General features: G+C 69.6%; 14 protein-coding genes. 8 read left to right on the plus strand and 6 right to left on the minus strand.

Annotation, left to right across the window (positions count from 1 at the left end):
* Positions 1-58 precede the first annotated feature (58 nt).
* Entirely contained in the window at positions 59-619 is a 561-nt protein-coding gene (locus H283_RS0111515; RefSeq protein WP_020143675.1) for an NYN domain-containing protein, read from the plus strand.
* Between the two features lie 14 nt (positions 620-633).
* Here H283_RS0111515 and H283_RS0111520 read toward each other — a convergent pair whose 3' ends face one another.
* A complete protein-coding gene (locus tag H283_RS0111520) occupies positions 634-1,044 on the minus strand; it encodes an MmcQ/YjbR family DNA-binding protein (protein ID WP_020143676.1) in 411 nt (136 codons plus the stop codon).
* Positions 1,045-1,122: 78 nt separating this feature from the next.
* Between H283_RS0111520 and H283_RS0111525 the strand changes: the two genes are divergently transcribed.
* A complete protein-coding gene (locus tag H283_RS0111525) occupies positions 1,123-1,716 on the plus strand; it encodes a GNAT family N-acetyltransferase (protein WP_020143677.1) in 594 nt (197 codons plus the stop codon).
* 37 nt (positions 1,717-1,753) lie between these two features.
* Here H283_RS0111525 and H283_RS0111530 read toward each other — a convergent pair whose 3' ends face one another.
* On the minus strand, positions 1,754-2,431 hold the full coding sequence (locus H283_RS0111530; protein ID WP_020143678.1) for a Type 1 glutamine amidotransferase-like domain-containing protein: 678 nt from the start codon (positions 2,429-2,431) through the stop codon (positions 1,754-1,756).
* Between the two features lie 117 nt (positions 2,432-2,548).
* Between H283_RS0111530 and H283_RS0111535 the strand changes: the two genes are divergently transcribed.
* Positions 2,549-2,908, plus strand: coding sequence for a VOC family protein (locus tag H283_RS0111535; RefSeq protein WP_020143679.1), 360 nt, complete (start codon positions 2,549-2,551; stop codon positions 2,906-2,908).
* Between the two features lie 22 nt (positions 2,909-2,930).
* Here the strand turns inward: H283_RS0111535 and H283_RS27700 are convergent, their stop codons facing one another.
* The gene (locus H283_RS27700) at positions 2,931-3,071 is read right to left on the minus strand and encodes a hypothetical protein (RefSeq protein WP_020143680.1); all 141 of its coding nucleotides are present in this window, start codon (positions 3,069-3,071) and stop codon (positions 2,931-2,933) included.
* A gap of 446 nt (positions 3,072-3,517) precedes the next feature.
* Between H283_RS27700 and H283_RS28445 the strand changes: the two genes are divergently transcribed.
* Together H283_RS28445 and H283_RS28600 are read left to right on the plus strand one after the other, a co-directional pair.
* The gene (locus tag H283_RS28445; RefSeq protein WP_231372269.1) at positions 3,518-3,703 is read left to right on the plus strand and encodes a GNAT family N-acetyltransferase; all 186 of its coding nucleotides are present in this window, start codon (positions 3,518-3,520) and stop codon (positions 3,701-3,703) included.
* Complete coding sequence (locus H283_RS28600; protein ID WP_020143682.1) at positions 3,700-3,822, plus strand: hypothetical protein; 123 nt, start codon at positions 3,700-3,702, stop codon at positions 3,820-3,822. Before H283_RS28445 ends, H283_RS28600 begins: the two co-directional genes overlap by 4 nt.
* A 47-nt stretch (positions 3,823-3,869) precedes the next feature.
* Here H283_RS28600 and H283_RS0111555 read toward each other — a convergent pair whose 3' ends face one another.
* Positions 3,870-4,322: a hypothetical protein gene (locus H283_RS0111555; protein ID WP_231372270.1), complete on the minus strand. Its 453-nt coding sequence runs from the start codon at positions 4,320-4,322 to the stop codon at positions 3,870-3,872.
* Positions 4,323-4,472: 150 nt separating this feature from the next.
* Between H283_RS0111555 and H283_RS24855 the strand changes: the two genes are divergently transcribed.
* The gene (locus H283_RS24855) at positions 4,473-5,072 is read left to right on the plus strand and encodes a DUF2231 domain-containing protein (RefSeq protein WP_020143684.1); all 600 of its coding nucleotides are present in this window, start codon (positions 4,473-4,475) and stop codon (positions 5,070-5,072) included.
* 30 nt (positions 5,073-5,102) lie between these two features.
* Here H283_RS24855 and H283_RS24860 read toward each other — a convergent pair whose 3' ends face one another.
* The gene (locus H283_RS24860; RefSeq protein ID WP_020143685.1) at positions 5,103-6,128 is read right to left on the minus strand and encodes a molybdopterin-dependent oxidoreductase; all 1,026 of its coding nucleotides are present in this window, start codon (positions 6,126-6,128) and stop codon (positions 5,103-5,105) included.
* A 57-nt stretch (positions 6,129-6,185) separates the two neighbouring features.
* Between H283_RS24860 and H283_RS0111570 the strand changes: the two genes are divergently transcribed.
* Positions 6,186-6,602: a nitroreductase family deazaflavin-dependent oxidoreductase gene (locus H283_RS0111570; protein WP_020143686.1), complete on the plus strand. Its 417-nt coding sequence runs from the start codon at positions 6,186-6,188 to the stop codon at positions 6,600-6,602.
* Between the two features lie 24 nt (positions 6,603-6,626).
* Here H283_RS0111570 and H283_RS0111575 read toward each other — a convergent pair whose 3' ends face one another.
* A complete protein-coding gene (locus H283_RS0111575) occupies positions 6,627-7,496 on the minus strand; it encodes an oxidoreductase (RefSeq protein ID WP_020143687.1) in 870 nt (289 codons plus the stop codon).
* Between the two features lie 417 nt (positions 7,497-7,913).
* Here H283_RS0111575 and H283_RS0111580 point away from each other — a divergent pair, with 417 nt between their 5' ends.
* Positions 7,914-17,309: a SpvB/TcaC N-terminal domain-containing protein gene (locus H283_RS0111580; RefSeq protein ID WP_081633847.1), complete on the plus strand. Its 9,396-nt coding sequence runs from the start codon at positions 7,914-7,916 to the stop codon at positions 17,307-17,309.
* Positions 17,310-17,482: the final 173 nt, after the last annotated feature.

Below are 17,482 nucleotides of genomic sequence, written 5' to 3' on the forward strand. Positions count from 1 at the left end.
GCGGTCGCGTCGCTGTCGGCGCGGATGTGGGGGCGGCCGGGCACGTAGGCTCCGTCCCATGGCTGAGTCTCCTCGCATCACGTACGTCCTCATCGACGGGGAGAACATCGACGCCACGCTCGGGACGTCGATCCTGGGACGGCGCCCGCGCCCTGAGGAGCGCCCGAGATGGGAACGGCTCCTGCAGTTCGCTCAGGAGCTGTGGAACCAGCCGGCTGCCGGGCTCTTCTTCCTCGCGGCCAACAACGAGCTCCCGATGCCGTTCGTCCAGGCGCTGATGGCCATCGGCTACCGGCCGGTCCCTCTCTCCGGAGCGCCGGGCGAGAAGGTCGTCGACATCGCCATCCAGCGGACGCTCGTCGAGATCCGTCAACGCCGGGCGGACGTGCTCCTCGTCAGCAACGACGGGGACTTCGTCGAGCAGGTGGGTGACCTGCTGGACGGCCGACGGGTGGGCGTCGTCGGGTTCCAGGAGTTCCGCAGCAACGCGTTCCTCGAGCTGACCGCCCAGGGCCTCGCCACCTTCGACCTCGAGTACGACGTGCAGGCGTTCCGGGAGTCGCTGCCTCGGATCCGGGTCATCGCGATCGAGGACTTCGACCCGGCCGACTTCCTCTAGCCGACCCCGCTCCGTCAGCAGTCGAGCAGGCGCCTCAACTTGTCGGGCGCGCAGAACCGGTAGCTCTCGGTCACCAGCTCGGCGACCTCGTCCCAGTCGGTGTCGGCGTCGAGGACCATGCCGACGACGGTCGGCGACCACGGCGGCCGGTAGAACGGTGGGCCCGCGTTGATGAGGGCCGACAGCTCGTCGCCGGACGAGCGGAAGGTCAGCACCGTGGTCGGCTCGGTCACCCCGGTCACGTCGCGGTAGGCCGAGGTGTAACCCTCCTGGGCCACGAGGACGTGGGCGAACGTCCTGCTCCGCACCCGCCACCGTATGCCGGTCCAGGCGTCCTCCTCGTACGCGTCGGGCAGAGCCAGCGCCGTGGACCCGATGCGCTCGACGACGTCGCCGGAGGGCTCGATGCGCGGCGGCCTGGTCACACACCGACTCTGCCAGCGCACGCCGACAGTCGGTCGTTCGTCCGGGCGCGTGCCCACCGCCGCTACTAGTCTCGAGCTGTGCCCGAGTTCAGCTGGCGACCGGCCAACGATGCGACGATCGCGGACGTCGAGGCCGTCTTCGACGGAGGTGGCGCCGCCAAGTGCCGCTGCCAGGCGCTCAAGGTCCCGGGCTGGATCTGGCGCGACACGACCCAGGACGAGCGCGACGCCGCGCTCCTGGAGCAGACCGGGTGCGGGACGAGCGGCCCCACGTCCGGCCTCGTCGGCTACGTCGACGGCGAGCCGGCCGGCTGGGTCGCGGTCGAGCCTCGTGAGAACTACCCGAGGATCTGGGCCCGGCAGAAGACGTGGATGCGTCAGGACCCCGATCTCGAGGGCGTCTGGTCTGTCACCTGTTTCGTCGTGCGCAAGGGGTTCCGTCGACAAGGTCTGATGTACGAGCTCGCCGCCGCCACCGTCGAGTACGGCCGGCAGGTCGGCGCTCACGTCCTCGAGGGCTACCCCACGGAGCCGCCCCCGGGGAAGACCGTGATCTGGGACGAGGCGTCGGTCGGGCTGCTCCAGGTCTTCCTCGACGCCGGCTACGAGGTCGAGGCCTCACCGACCCTGCGTCGGAGGGTGGTGCGACACCGACTCGGCGCCCCGTCCTGACGGGTTGACCGTTCGACCCCTCTGGGGCGAGCCGTCGTCAACCGTTGCGAGGGAGTCGCGTCCAGTGCCCTTCTGACACGACCTCGACGCTGCCGTCGACGACCTTGATGGCCGTCTGGTCGTCCATGGCGTAGGCAGGACCCGAGACGGTGGCCGCCCACTGCTCCGCCTCGGCCATGGAGTTGCCCGGCATGCCGTCGGGAGCCAGATGCGGACAGATCGAGAAGTCGACGACGCCCAGGGTGCTGTCGTCACCGCTCGGTGGTCTCCACTGGATGAAGTCGTCCCCGACCTCGGGGGTCATGACCATGCTTCCGGCACTGAGTCCCACCCAGACCGTCTCGGTCAACGACGGCAGCAGGTCCGCGAGCCCGGACTCCCGCATCCAGTGGCAGAGGTACAGGACGTCGCCCCCGGCCACCACGAGCGCGTCGGTCTCCCGGACCAACGGCACCCAACGCTCTGCGTCGATGCTGGGGAGCGCGGTCAGCTCGAGCACGCCGACGGACTTCCAACCCAGGTCGACCATGGGGTTTTGAGAGTTGCCGCTGATGAACTGCCAGGCCTTGACGCCGGGGCCGACCCACGGATGGCCGTACTGCGCGGTCGGGATGCACAGCGCGGTGGAGTCGGCGATCGGCTTGCCGAGCAGCTCGACCAACGCATCGCGGATGCTCGTGTTGGTGACGCCGCCAGAGGTGAGGAGAAGCCGCATTGCCGTGCCTTCGTCTGTGGTCGCGTCCCGGGGGGATGGGTGGGGTCAACCCGCAACGGGGAGTACCGGGTGTGTTCACACCGTATACACCCGGAGGGCGGGTGGGAGACTGGACAGATGATCAGCGCTGGGAATGCCACGATCTACGTGACGGACATGGACCGATCAGTGGTGTTCTACACCGACACCCTTGGCTTGCGCTTGGACTTCCGCACCGGCGATCACTGGGCGAGCATCGACGCCGGGGAGGGGATGCTGATCGGTGTGCATCCTGCCAGCTCGCGCGCTCCAGCGCCTGGCACTCCGGGCGCGATCACGGTGGGACTGGCCGTCGACGAGCCCATCGAAGAGGTCGTCTCGACGCTCGAGAAGCGTGGGGTGGAGTTCGACGGGCCGGTTCTCGACGAGGGGCAGCTCAAGCTGGCGTTCTTCACCGACCCCGACGGCAACGGGCTCTACCTGGCCGAGACGCGTTAGGCCTGTGCGTCCCGTGGACGGATCACGGCTCGATGCGGTGGCCGCTGAACGCACCCGTCCCCGAGACCACCTCGGCGCCGGAGGCGTCGAACACCGAGAAGTCGTAGGTGCCCCGGATGCTCCCCTTGCGGACGCTTCCCCGGACACGGACGCGGACCGTCACTCCCGGACTGCCTGGACCACCTTGCCCGGGTTGACCCGTCCAGAACGTCCCCTTGAAGCCACCGTCACCTCGACGTGCCCACGTCCCGGTGCCGGGGGGACCGGCCGGGGCGATGTCGTGGCTGATCAAGACGCCACCGTCCGCGAAGCTGACGACGGTCGAGACCTGCGTCGGGTCACCGGGCGGGTCATCCTTGCGAGTGATGATCCAGCTTCCGCTCGGACCAGAGGCGCCGTTCCCGTCGGCTGACGCTGACGAGGCGCTGGCTACGCCCCCGATCGCTACCGCCCCGGCGGCGCTGGCTCCCAAGAGAACCCGACGCCTGTTCATGGTGCGCTCGTCCATGGTGACCTTCCCTTCGAGGGACCCGTGCGGACCAATCCTGAGCCTCCAGATTCGGGGTCCTCGACAGCACGCGTCAAGGCTCCCGATCGCTTCCACACCACATGAGTGGTTCGTCGGCTTTGTATCTCGAGGGCGTCTGGTCGGTCACCTGCTTCGTCGTGCGCAAGGGGTTCCGTCGACAGGGTCTGATGTACGAGCTCGCCGCCGCCACCGTCGAGTACGGCCGGCAGGTCGGCGCTCACGTCCTCGAGGGCTACCCCACGGAGCCGCCCCGGGAAAGACCGTGATCTGGGACGAGGCGTCGGTCGGGCTGCTCCAGGTCTTCCTCGACGCCGGCTACGAGGTCGAGGCCTCACCGACCCTGCGCCGGACGGTGGTGCGACACCGACTCGGCACGTCAACCTGAAGGTCGGCTGCCCTTGGGCGGATGCGACCTCCTCGCTCAGAGGCTCGTCAGGAGACGGCCTGCTTCACCAGCTCGATGATCTTCTTCTCCTCGGCCGGTCCGATCGTCAGGATCGCGAACGCGGTCGGCCACATGTTGCCGTCGTCGAGGTGCGCCGTGGGATCGAAGCCGATCGTGGAGTACCGGAACTTGAACTTCGTCGCCGGCTGCATGAAGAGGCAGACTTTGCCCTCACGCGCCCATCCCGGCATGCCGTAGTACGTCTTCGACGCGAGCATCGGGGCGTGCTCGCGCACGATCGCGTCGATCTTCTCTGCCATCGCCCGTTCGTCGTCGGGAAGCTGGGCGATCGCAACTGCGAGGGCCTGGTCGAGGTCCTCCTGCTTCTGTGACGCCTTGCGTTCGGCGGCGGCCGCTTTCATCGCAGCGCGTTCCTCGGCGCTGAACCCGCTCTTCGACGTCTTCTTGGTCTCAGCCATATCGCCCACGCTGCCGGACACGGGACGTCCTGTCGAGCGTCCGAAACCCTGTTGGGTTCACCCCGTCGACGCCGATCCCGCCGCGCCGGCCTCTGGTTGACCATGAGGCGGGCGCGGGGGTACGGGTTGGACAGGACGTAGAGGGAGACACAGGCCCCAGAGGAGAAGCGAATGAGCTCAGTCGAACGCCCCCCGACCATCGTGCGCTGGACCCTGCGGCTCGAGGAGACCGCCGCGCTCGACGGCGCCGTGCAGGCGCTCGAGCCGACGATACGATCCGCGTTCGGCACCGGCCGGCGCGGCTCCGTGCTGCGTGGCGAGTGGTTGGGTCACTCGATCCACCCCGTGCTCACCGACGTCGTCCTCGGCACCTGGACCTCGGCCACCGTGCTCGACCTCTTCGGCGGTCGTGAGTCGTACGCCGCGGCCCAGAGGCTCGTGGGCACCGGCCTCCTCGCGGTGGCACCGACAGCGTGGGCCGGATGGGCCGAGTGGTCGGCAGCGGGGTCGCGAGACAAGCGGGTGGGCGTCGTCCACGCGGCGACCAACGCCGTGGCGATCGGCGTGTACGCCGCGTCGTGGGTCGCGCGGCGACGGGGTCGGCACGGCACCGGTGCGGGTCTGGCTCTCGCCGGCGCAGCCATCTCCGGGGTGGGCGCCTACCTCGGCGGGCACCTGACCGAAGCCCGTGAGGTGGCCAGCCACGACCCGGCATACGACGAGGTTCCGCAGGCCCAGCCCCCCACCCCCGTGGACGCGGCTCTGCGTTGAGAGCGCCGTCAGCGCGCCGCCAGACACGTGTCACTGCAGGGGGAACGGCGGCTGCGACCACCATGACCGTGGGTCGACGCTCACCTCCTCGACCCACTTGACCCACCAGAAGCCGCGGCGTCCGGGGGCGACCAGCCTGACCGGCGCGCCGTGACCGGGCGAGAGCGGGGCGCCGCCGACGTGGGTGGCGAGCAGCAACGCGGAAGCATCCTCGGCGGGGAACAGCCGGGTGTATCCGGTCACCGAGCGCACCACGATCGACCCGTGTTCCGGCGTCCCGAGCAGCGCGTCGAGCGGGACGCCGCGCCAGGTCTGCCCGGCCCACCAACCGCCCGTGCAGTCCAAGACCGCCGGCCGGGTCGTGCCCGCCATTGCGAGCAGGTCGCGGTAGGGCACCCGCAGCCTCGAGGCATCCGCCCGGCCGACGAGCAGCTCGTACGCCGTCACGTCGACGCGGGGCACGCCGTCGGTGAACCACTGGGTCACCGGCATCGCGGCGGGCACACGTGACCCGACCTCGTAGGACCCGGTGGCGCGACGGCGGGCACCGGGCAGACCCGCTCCCGTCGAGACGGACTCCACCGCGCCGTAGACGAGTGCCGAGGCGCCCCCGACGGCCAGGGCTCGCAACGCGGTCCGCCGGGACACGTCGGTCGCCCGGAGCCGCTGCCGTCGCCGGACCACGTGGAGCAGCGCGAGCGGCACCGCAGCGACCGCGGAGGCCACGTGCACGGCGAGCACGCTGACCCCCGCTACCTCGACCGGACCGAGCGTGGCGTGCACGAGCCCCGAGAGCAGCGTGACCATGACGACGAGCGAGAAGGCGATCGCGAGCGCGTGCCGGCGTCGACGACGCATCCCGCGTCGCACGATGACGCTCTTCCACGGGGCGAGCACGAGGATGCCCAGGCCCAGGATGCCGTGGGTGATGCCGACCGCCCGGGACTCCGGAGAGCTCTCGAGCCCGAAGGCCAGCCAGCCCGTCACGAAGGCCCCTGACAGGAGCACCAGGAGTGCGACGTTGGTCTGCCGGATCGGCCGGGGCGGGGCGACCATCAGTCCAGTGTGCGTCCGAAGGCGCGGGACGGAAACGGCGGGCGTAGCGTTCCGACCATGAGCGACTGGAATGACAAGGTCATCACCGAGTTCCGGGACAACGGCGGGAAGGTCGGCGGCAACTTCGAAGGTGCGCCCCTCCTCCTGCTCCACACCACCGGCGCCAAGTCGGGGGAGGCGCGCGTCAACCCGATGATGTACCAAGCCGTCGACGGAGGCTGGGCCGTCTTCGCGTCCTACGCCGGCCTCGACGTGAACCCGGCGTGGTTCCACAACCTCAAGGCCCACCCCGACGTGGCGATCGAGGTGGGTACCGAGGGTGAGGTCGAGACGATCGACGTGCACGCGAAGGTCATGACCCCCGAGGAGCGCCAGCCGGTCTGGGAGGAGCAGAAGCGCCGCTACCCGGGCTTCGCCGAGTACGAGAAGAAGACCGACCGGGTCATCCCGGTCGTCCTCCTGACGCGCCGCTGACGCGCCGCTGACGCCGAGCCCCGGTCAGGCGGGGACCGCCACCAGCTCGGTCAGGTCCTCGTCGGTCAGCTCGAGCTCGGCCACCGCCATGTTCTCCTCGAGGTGCGCGACCGACGACGTGCCCGGGATGAGCAGCACGTTGTCGGCGCGGGCAAGCAGCCAGGCCAGGCCGACCCGCGCCGCCGGCACGCCACGGCGCTCCGCCACGGCCTGGACAGCAGGCTGGTCGACGACCTTCGGCAGGTGAGGGAAGGCAGACCCGAGCGGGAAGTACGGCACGTACGCGATCCCGGCCGCGGTGCACGCGTCGAGGACGTCTGCGTCCGTCTGGTCCACGAGGCTGAAGGGGTTCTGCACGCAGACGATCTCCGTGATCGCCTGCGCTGCAGCGAGATCCGCAGCCGACACCGTCGACAGCCCGACCCCCGCGATCTTGCCCTCGTCACGCAGGGCAGCGAGCTCGGCCACCTGCTCCTCGAGCGGCACGTCGCCGGCGCCGGGGGCGTCGGCATCCATCCGTCGCAGGTTCACCGCCGTCAGACGGTCGACCCCGAGAGCGAGCAGGTTCGCCTCGACGTCGGCCCGCAGCTCCGCCGGCTTCTGTGCCGGCAGCCACGCGCCGGCCGAGTCGCGACGCGCCCCCACCTTGGAGACGAGAGCCAGGTCGGCGGCATACGGGTGGAGGGCCTCACGGATCAGCTCGTTGCTGACGTCCGACCCGTAGAACTGGGCCGTGTCGATGTGGTCGACGCCGAGCTCGACGGCTCGGCGGAGCACACGCAGTGCCTCGTCGCGGTCGCGCGGCGGACCCATGACGCCTGGGCCAGGGAGCTGCATGGCGCCGAAGCCCACGCGTCGGACGGTGCGGTCGGCCAGGGGGAAGGTGTCGGTCATCCCGTCGACGCTAGGTGTTGGAGTGCGCTCCAACGCAAGCCCCCTGACCTCACCGAAGCCCCGACCGGTACCCCGAACCTTCGACAGCGACTCCGGATCCCGGACGCCCCGGCCGCCACAACCTGCGAAATCATGCTCTCCGACAACGGATTTCGTCGAATTCAAACAGAAGTGGGCGAAGTTCGTCATTTGCCTCACGCGCCGTGCGGCGCACCCATAACGTGAGTTCCCGTACCGCCGAACGCCGATCCTGGCCGACGCCGGACGACCCCTCACTCCAAGGCCGCCCTCGCCGACCCCTCCTGCGTCCTCTTCGTGGACGTGCACCTCGCCGCGGCTTCTCCACGTGCCGTGCGCTCCCGGGCCCACCCACCGTTGGGTCCGCGTGACTCGGGGAGAAGTACAGGGAGCTTCAGCATGGCCCGACGCCGCACGCCCATGTCCGCCGACCACGACCAGCAGCCCTCGCGACTGCTCCAGGGGCCCAGACGCCGTAGCTTCTGGGCCGTCGTGCTCGCCGCACTGCTGGCCACGACGACGGCGATCCCGATGGCGGTGGCCGGCTCGCCGGGCGGGGGCATCATCGAGTCGACGCTGCCCGGCATCGCTCCGACGACGCCGCAGGAGATCGGGGACGGCTCGACCGCCGACCTGCTCTACGCGAACGTCACGGAGGGCCTGTCTCAGGTGACGCCGCCCGAGGCGAACCCGAGCGGCACCGCCGAGCTGACCTATCCGCTCACCCTGCCCAAGGGGCGCGGCATGACGCCGGACGTCAGCCTCTCCTACAGCTCCGAGGGCGGACCGTCCTGGGCCGGGCTCGGCTGGGACCTGTCGGCGCCCGAGGTCGCGGTGGACACCTCCTTCGGAGCGCCGCGTTTCTGCGACGGCACCGCCAAGAGCCCGCCGTGCGGCAACGTCGAGAGCGAGTCGTACACGCTCGACGGCGACGCCCTCGTGCCCAACGCCGTGAGGGCCGTGCTCGACCCGCGCGTGGCCGAGCGCCAGGACTTCACCCGCAAGGTCGAGACGAGCTTCGAGCAGGTCATCCGCCACGGCGACAAGCCGAGCAACTACTGGTGGGAGGTCCGCGACAAGCAGGGCAACATCCGCTACTACGGCGGCACCCCCGACAGTGGCGGCCCGCTCGGCGAGGCCGGCACGCAGGCCGGCATCGACGACCGCACCCGTGACCCGAAGGGCATCCTCACCGACGCGAACGGCAACGGCGTCCGCTGGTTCCTGACGGCCAAGCGCGACATCGGCGTCAACATGTTCCGCTACGAGTACGAGACCGTCACCTACAAGCAGGACGACACCACCCCGACCGGCTGGGTCGCCCTCGCCGCCGGCACGAGCTGCCCCAGTGGACAGGTGTGCCCGAAGCACGTCTACCTCAGCAAGATCCTCTACACGGCCGCCAGCACCGTCAGCGGCGAGCCCGAGGACCCGGCCTACGAGGTGCGCTTCGTCCGCACCCCCGGAGGCCGCACCGATGCCGTCCTCGACGGCCGTGGTGGCGTGCTCGACCTCGACCAGGACGTCCTCGACCACGTCGACGTCGTCTACCGCAAGACCGGCGCGGTCGTCACCCGTTACGCCCTCGGCTACGACGCCGACCCGCACTTCGGCAAGACCCGGCTGCGGTCTGTCACCCAGATCGGTTGCAACGGCCTGTCCGCTTGTCCTGCAACCGGACTCAAGCACTCGTTCGCCTACTTCGACGACGTCGCCGCGGCCGGCAGTGGCTTCGACACCGCCGCCAAGTGGGACACCGGCGCCAACCCGAGCAGCGGGGGCACGGCCGCCTACATCAACCAGAAGCTCAGCGGTCTCGGCTCCTCGATGACCGACGCCGGCGACGGCAAGATCTACGTCGGCTTCAACCTCGCCGACCCGGAGAAGACCGGCTCGGTCGGCGGGTCGTTCGCCATGAACGGCACGACGAACCGCTCGGTCATCGAGTTCATGGACCTCAACGGCGACGCCCTGCCCGACAAGGTCTACCGCGAGGCGATCTCGGGCACCGGACCGTCCGGTCAGATCCGCTACCAGCTCAACACCAGTCGACCCACGACGTCACGCACCGCCGACCTCAGCTTCGGCCCGATGCACGTCCTCTCCGGCTTCTCCGACCTGCCCGTCCAGCGCACCATCGGCATCCAGGGCGGCATCGAGGCCTACTTCGGCGTCTACGGCGTCTTCAATGTCGGCGGTCAGTGGAGCTGGGTCGACAGCTACTTCACCGACGCGAACGGCGACGGTCTCGTCGACCTCGTGAGCGGCACCCAGGTGCTCTTCAACCACCTGGTCTGCACCCCGGGCCCCGTCACCGTGGAGTCGTGCCAGCCCACCTTCAGCGCCTCCGACACCCTGACGCGCGTCCCGCTCACCCCGCAGACCGTCCCCGCCAACGACCCCGCCTTCGAGGCCATGGTCGACCGTCTGCGCGACGCCGTGCCGCCCATCGACACCGTCCGCCGCTGGACCGCTCCCTTCACCGGCGACGTCACCGTGACGGCCAAGGCGACCCTCGGCACGCCGCTGCCGGACGCCGCAGGAGGCTCCGTCCGCGTCGCCATCCAGAAGGCGGGCACCGAGCTCGGTTCCGCCAGCGTCAGCGCCGCGTCCCCGACGTGGCAGCCCGCCGCGCAGACCACGCACGTCGACAAGGGCCAGGCCCTCTACTTCCGTGCCGGCTCCCGCCCCAAGGGCAACGGTGACTCCGTCACCTGGGATGCCACGATCACGTATGCCGGTGGGTCGGCTCCCGATGCCAACGGGCTCGACCAGCGCAGCTACTCGCTCGCCGACGACTTCACCCTGGCCGGTCGCCCGGGACTGTTCACCTCCGTCAGCAACGGCGGCACCGCGCACTTCAGCGCCGCGCTGGACAAGACCGCGGTGACGACCGACAACCTGCGCCCCGAGGTCGCCGTCCGCAACGGCACGACCAAGGCAGTCACGACGACGCCCGTCACCGTCATCCCGATCACCTCGACGGGCGCGGTCGACACCCCGCGCATCAAGACCGTCACCGGGTCCGGTTCGAACTGGTGCGTCAGCGACGCGACCCCGACGAGCTTCGGCTGCTTCACCACCGAGGCCGCCGCCGACGCGCGCCTCGCGATCATCGGCCAGTCCGAGGTCGGCCGCTTCCGCGTCACCGCGGACCCGACCGTCGACCCACCCGTCACGGACGCGGACGGGGTCGTGACGGCATACGACGCCGTGCGCACGCGGATCGCCGTCGACAGCCCCATCGACCTGTCGGCGATCACGTGGGTCGAGGCCGGGAGCCTCTGCTTCCTCAGCGGTGGCACCTGCGACCCGGCGAAGACGAAGGTCTCGCCGCACATGGACCTCGACACCTACCCCGTGACGACGCTCGGCGGCCCTGCGACCGCCTGGACCTCGACGCTCGGGCGCACCGTGAGCCCGACCCTGACCGGCACCCGTGACGGCGACAACCCCGGCGGCGAGGTCATCGTCACGGCGAAGACGGCCGCCGGCCTCGTCTACAAGGCCGCCTACAGCGTGCCCTCCGGCGGGGGAGCCATCAACCACGCCTTCCCCGACCTCACCCTGACGTCCGGCACTCCGTACTGGTTCGACGTCACGATGCGCAGCGCAGGCCTCTCGTCCCACGTCAGCGGCCTCAACCTGACGATGGACTGGACGGAGAGCTCCGTCGCCAAGTCCGAGGACGTCCCGCAGACGGTCAGCTGGGCCGGCCCGCAGGGCTACTTCCCGATCGCCTACCGCGGGTGGGCCGCCGCCGGCTACACCGCCACCGGCGCCCGCGCCACGACGGCCATCGTCGAGTCGGACTTCATGACGACGACCGCCTCCGGCGACCCCTTCGACAACAAGGACGACGCCTGCCAGTCGATGTTCGGCGGCTCGTGCCCGACCGACACGTCGGTCAACGACACCGGCTTCGGCAACTACCCACCGGGGTCCGGTGCCCCGCCGGAGTTCGACACCGCGAAGGCTACGGCCAACATCCCGAAGGCCTTCGCCTTCAACGCTGTCGTCGACCCCGACACCCTCGCGCAGCGCTGGCAGGGACCCAAGGCGAAGATCTATGCCGGTGCGGCCGGACTCACCGGCTCGGCGCGCTTCGGCGAGGACCTGCCGATCACGGGTGCTGCGGCCAGCGGGGGTACCCGCGCGCCGAACCTGCTCGGCGAGACCGGACCGATCTTCATGCTCATGGCGGGCGTCGGACCCTTCGGTGGCAGCTTCGCCGCCGGCTGGAGCCGCAGCCTCGTCGACTTCATGGACATGAACGGTGACGGCTACCCCGACACCGTGCGGCCCGACTCCGTCACGTACACGAATCCCCGCGGCTCCCAGGAGTGCGGCCCGGCGAACGCGCGCGTCGCGTGCATCGGTGGCGGCGTCGGCGTCGTCGACTCCTCGACGACCCTCGCCGTCTCGGGCGGCTTCGGTGGCGCCCCGATCGGGATCTCAGGCAACAACAAGGGCACGACGAACTCGACGAAGGGCAGCTCCTCGACGAAGGGCAGCAGCGCCTCCGACAGCTCGTACGGCGCCAACATCGGCGGGTCGATCGGCGCCGGGGCGAGCTTCACCAACCCGACGTCGCAGAACACCCACCAGGACGACAAGGCCCTGAAGAAGGTGCCGCGTGATGCGACGATCCCCGTCCAGGAGACCCTCGCCGACCTCAACGGCGACGGCCTGCCCGACCGGGTCACCGTCGACGACGACGAGATCCGGGTCCGCCTCAACCTCGGACACTCCTTCACGCCGCAGTTCCGTTGGACCGTCAGCGCGTTCAGCTCGACGAACTCCTACAGCGGCTCCGTCGGCGCGAGCTTCGGCTTCAACATCGACAACGGCGGCTTCGCCGGTGGCATCGCGGCGAACTCCAACGTCGACCTTCCCAACGTGTCGTGGGACGACGTCAACGGGGACGGCCTGCTCGACGCCGTCTACAGCGACAACGGCAACGTCAAGGTGGCGTTCAGCAACGGCACCGGTCTGACCGACCAGTCCGTCTACGGCACGCACGAGAAGTCCAGCTTCAACGTGCTCGGCGTCATCAACGTCGACGGCAAGCCGCAGATCCGCCAGGACAGCTCGGAGAGCCTCGGCGGCGGCGCGGACGTCACCATCGGCATCCCGCTCTGCCTCGTCGCCTGCTACCTCATCCTCAACCCGGGCGGGCACTTCGAGAACAGCATGACCTCGACCGACGTGGACCTCGCCGACGTCAACGGTGACGGCTACGCCGACTCCGTCTCGCGGGCCAAGGGCTCGTCCGACATCAAGGTGGCCCTCAACACCCAGGGCCGCACCAACCTGCTCAAGACCGTGACGACGCCCCTCGGCGGCACCATCGGCCTCGACTACCACCGCGACGGCAACACGACGGTCCACCCCGACAGCCAGTGGGTGCTCGACGACGTCGACGTGAAGTCGACCCGCGGCGCCGACGGCATCGCCGAGCGCAACAGCACGATCTCCTACGGCAGCGCCGCGCAGGACTTCGTCAACCGCACCGACCTCGGCTACGACGCGGTGACCGTCACCGAGCACTACACGTCCTACGACCACACGAACGTCAACAGCCCGACGACCACCGACAAGGTGCGCACGACGCAGCACAAGTACCTCAACGGCTCGGTCTTCGAGTCCGGCCTCGAGTACGAGACGACCGTCTTCGACGGCACGGCGAGCGGGACGGTCATGCAGCGCACCCGCACGACGTGGGCGCTCGGTGACCTCGACCGCACGACGGCCGCCACCGGGGCGTACGCAGCGCTCGACCTCGGCGGCGCGACGGTCGAGCAGCTGCTCGCACTCCGGGCCACGCCGCAGGTCTCGAAGGTCGAGCAGGACTGGTACTCAGGCGGATCCCTGCAACAGACGACTGCCATGACCTACGCGTACGACCGACTCGGCAACCCCGTGCGGATCGTCGACAGCGGGCTCCCCGGCACGACGAGCGACGACACCGTCGTCGACATCGCCTACGCCAACTGCGTCACGAGCACGTCGGAGGACATGAACACGTTCTTCGGCTGCGGGTCGACGATCAAGTACACCCCGGTGGCGCGGGCCCCCTTCTGGTCGGCCACCCACTGCCAGACGTGGGACAGCCAGCCCGTCGGCGTCACGGTCACGGCGCCCGACGGCACCGTGCTGCGCTCGCGCAGCGGCAACACCGCCTACTGCGACAACAACTCGGTGACCGTCCAGCGCGAGGTCCTGACGCCGACCGTCGGCGCGACGCCCGCGACGTACGCCGAGACCCGGCTGACCTACGACCAGTGGGGCAGCTACAACCGGATCGTCATGCCGCCCGACGCCAAGGGCAAGCGGTATGCCGTCCGCTACGTCTACGACGCCGACGCGAACCACGCGAACGTCAGCACTGTCACCGACTTCGCCCTGTCGGGCTCCGGTGACCCCACGGGCACCGACCCGGCCGACACGACACGGCGCTTCATCGAGGACGACGAGGACCCGACCGGCGCCGCTGTCGGCCTCGCCTCCACGGCCGACTTCGACGGCCCGACCGGACGCGTCAAGAGCCGTACCGACGCGAACGGCAACGTCACGAGCTACACCTACGACGCCTTGAGCCGCGTGCGGACCATCACCTCGCCCGACGGCGGCGTCGCGACCTTCGCCTACCACCCGGACAGCTCGGCCTACCCGTACGCGACGGTGACCCACACCGACGAGTTCAACCCGGGCACGACCATCGACACGGCGACGTATGCCGACGGCTCGGGACGCGTCACCGGACGCAAGCGCGACGCCCAGGTCTACGACCCCGTCACCGGCGAGACCGGGTCCGGCTTCGCCGCCGAGGGCGGCTCGGACGTCGACGGCCTCGGTCGCACCGTCCACCAGTGGAAGCCGTTCCTCCAGACCGGCGCCGCGCTCGCCGACTACAACGTCGACACGAGCAACCCGACGTACGCCATGGCGACGATCACGACCTACGACGCCCTCGACCGCACCACGTCGGAACGGATCTCCAACGGCGCGACGACGCGGACGGCATACGCCCACGCGGCGCTCACCGGCTACGGGACCGTCGCGACGGTCGACGTCACCGATCCGCTGGGACGGCACACGAAGACGTGGATGGACGCGCACGACAACGTCATCCGCAACGAGGACCGCACGGCTGCGGGGAGCTCGCTCTTCACGGGCTACACGTACGACCGGCTCGGGCAGCTGCTCCGCGTCGACTCGCCCGGTGGCCTCGCGACGACGCACACGTACGACCTGCTCGGCCGGCGGACCTCGACGACGACGCCCGACGGTGGGCTCGTCCAGTGGACCTACGACCTGGCCGGCAACAAGACCTCCGAGCAGAGCCCCGTGCTCCGCGAGGAGGGCAACGTCAAGACCGTCTTCGGCTTCGACTTCGGCCTGCTCACGTCGATCACCTACCCCGGTGAGAAGCCCGTGACGATGGACTACGGCGGCTACCTCGGTCACCCGACCGCGGGCAACGCCGCCGGCAAGATGGTCCACGTCGACGACAAGGCGCGGCTGCAGGACTTCGCCTACGACGTCAACGGGCGGCTCGCTCGCGACGTCACGACGATGACCGGGCCGCACCCGAACAAGGGTCCGTTCACGACGACCTACGACAACGACTGGCTCGGCCGCCTCGCGACCGTGTCGCTGCCCGACGGCGAGACGGTGCGCAACGACTACGACACCGGCGGACGGCTCAAGCGCGTCGTCGGCACGAACGACTGCACCGAGCTCGGCCTGCTGACGACCTCGGTCGACGCCACCGCGACGACCATCACCGTCACGGAATACCAGCACGGAGACCCGGCCTCGAGCTGGAGCCCGACGCTTCCGTTCACGATCCGGCTCGACGGTGAGCAGCTCAACGTCACCGCCCGCACGCCGGGCACGGTGCCGGGCACGTTCGACTACACCGTCGTGCGCGGTGTCAACGGCACCGTCCTGCTGCCGACCGCGACGCCCCACAGCTCCGGCGCCACCGTCCGTGTCGACGTCGCCGTGCCGTGCGTGCACAGCTACCTCGACAACCAGCGCTACGACGTCTACGGGGTGACGTCGCAGCGCAAGACGGGCGACGGTGTCCTCGACACGACCTACCGCGACGTCGACACGAGGCGGCTCACCGGTCGCTCGGCGATGTCGCCCGACGGGTCACGGCTGCTCATGAACCTGCGCTACGCGTACGACCTCGTCGGCAACGTCACGCAGTTCAAGAACGTGCTGCCACCGGACGTCCCGTCGCTCTTCGGCGGACCGACGACGCAGAACTACACGTACGACGGTCGGTACCGCCTCACCGCGGCGAACGGGACGTGGGACTACGCGCCGAAGACGACGCGCAACTTCACGTGGGCGGCGACGCTCGACGACGCCACGAGCCGGGTGACGCGGATGACCCAGCGGGACTGGACCGTCGACACCGGGTGCACGAAGAAGTGCACCGAGGCCACCGTCCTCGCCAACACGTTCGACAAGAGCGCCTACACGTACGACCCGGCCAGGCCGAACCAGGCGACCAAGGTCGTCGACTCGCTCAACAAGCGCACCGAGACGTACGCGTACGACTCGGACGGCGAGCAGACGACCGTGACGAACCCCGACATGATCCGCAACGTCACCTGGGACTGGGCGGGCAAGCTGACCGACATCGTCGACAACAACGCCAAGGGCAACGGACGCAAGACGACGAGCTACGTCTACGACTACGCCGGCCAGCTCGCCATCGAGATCAAGGAGCAGGGCGTCACCTACTACGTCAACCCGTGGGTGACGGTGCGCAACGGCACGATGCTCAAGAACATCTGGGCCGGCAACGACCGCCTCGCCGTCAACATGACGACGACCGGCGACTCGTTCCAGCAGAAGGTCTACTTCATGCACAAGGACCTCCAGGGCAGCACGAACATCGTCACCGACCGCGTCGGGAAGGTCTTCCAGCACCAGGAGTACTTCCCGACCGGGCAGGTCTGGATCAAGGAGGACAGCACGATCTTCCGCACCCCGTGGCAGTACGCCGGTGGCTACGTCGACGAGGACCACAACATCATCAACTTCGGTGACCGCTGGTACTCCACGACGCAGGCACGCTTCCTCACGGTCGACCCGGCGCTGACGGACGACGCCACGGCCCTGGTGGAGAACCCGACGCTGACGACCGCCTACACGTACGGGCAGTCCAACGCGATCGGCTACATCGACACCGACGGCCGGCTGCCCAAGGCCGCCAACCTCAGCGTCAGTGACATCACCAACACGATCGCCTCGCTCGAGCCCGGCGGCGAGCCGATCAAGAGCGCGCAGGTGGCCAAGCTGGCAGGCTTCTTCGCCAAGAACACCGACACCTTCCGTGGTCGGGCGACGCTGAGCCTGCTCAAGGGCTTCAACACGGCGCAGGAGCGCAAGGCGAAGTACTTCAGCCGCCTCGACTCCCGGCCGGTGCTCGAGTTCGAGCTCGAGGACGGCAAGCTCAAGGCGGTCAAGCTCGGCTTCGGTGTCGGCAAGCGGCTCAAGTTCGACGTGCCTGACAAGGGCGCGGGGGCGACACCGCAGCCGGCCACCTCGGTGGCGTCGAACCAGACCGGCGGCTCGGCGGCGGCGAGCGGCGGCAACGCCAACGGTCCCGGCGGCAGCGGCAAGTCGACGTCGGCCGCCACGACGGCCTCGACGGCCTCGACGACCTCGACTGCCGACACGGGCTCGTCGTCCGGATCGACTCAGGCGGCGACGAAGCCGGCGACGTCTGCCGGCGGCCAGCCGGTGACCTCGGAGGGGGCCACCAAGTAGAGGCTCGGGCCGGATCGACCCCGTCGAGGTGAACGCGCCGCTGCTTCCGCGGCGCGTTCACCTCGAACCCGGGCAGAGCGGTCGTCGAGACTTCACCGGCTCGTCGGCGCGATCTTCCACGCCGTTCACGGGATCCGAAGGGTTCTCCCAGACTCCGCCGAAAGTGTGGAGAG

Origin of the sequence: Terracoccus sp. 273MFTsu3.1 (assembly GCF_000383675.1) — a bacterium.
Lineage (GTDB): Bacteria > Actinomycetota > Actinomycetes > Actinomycetales > Dermatophilaceae > Terrabacter.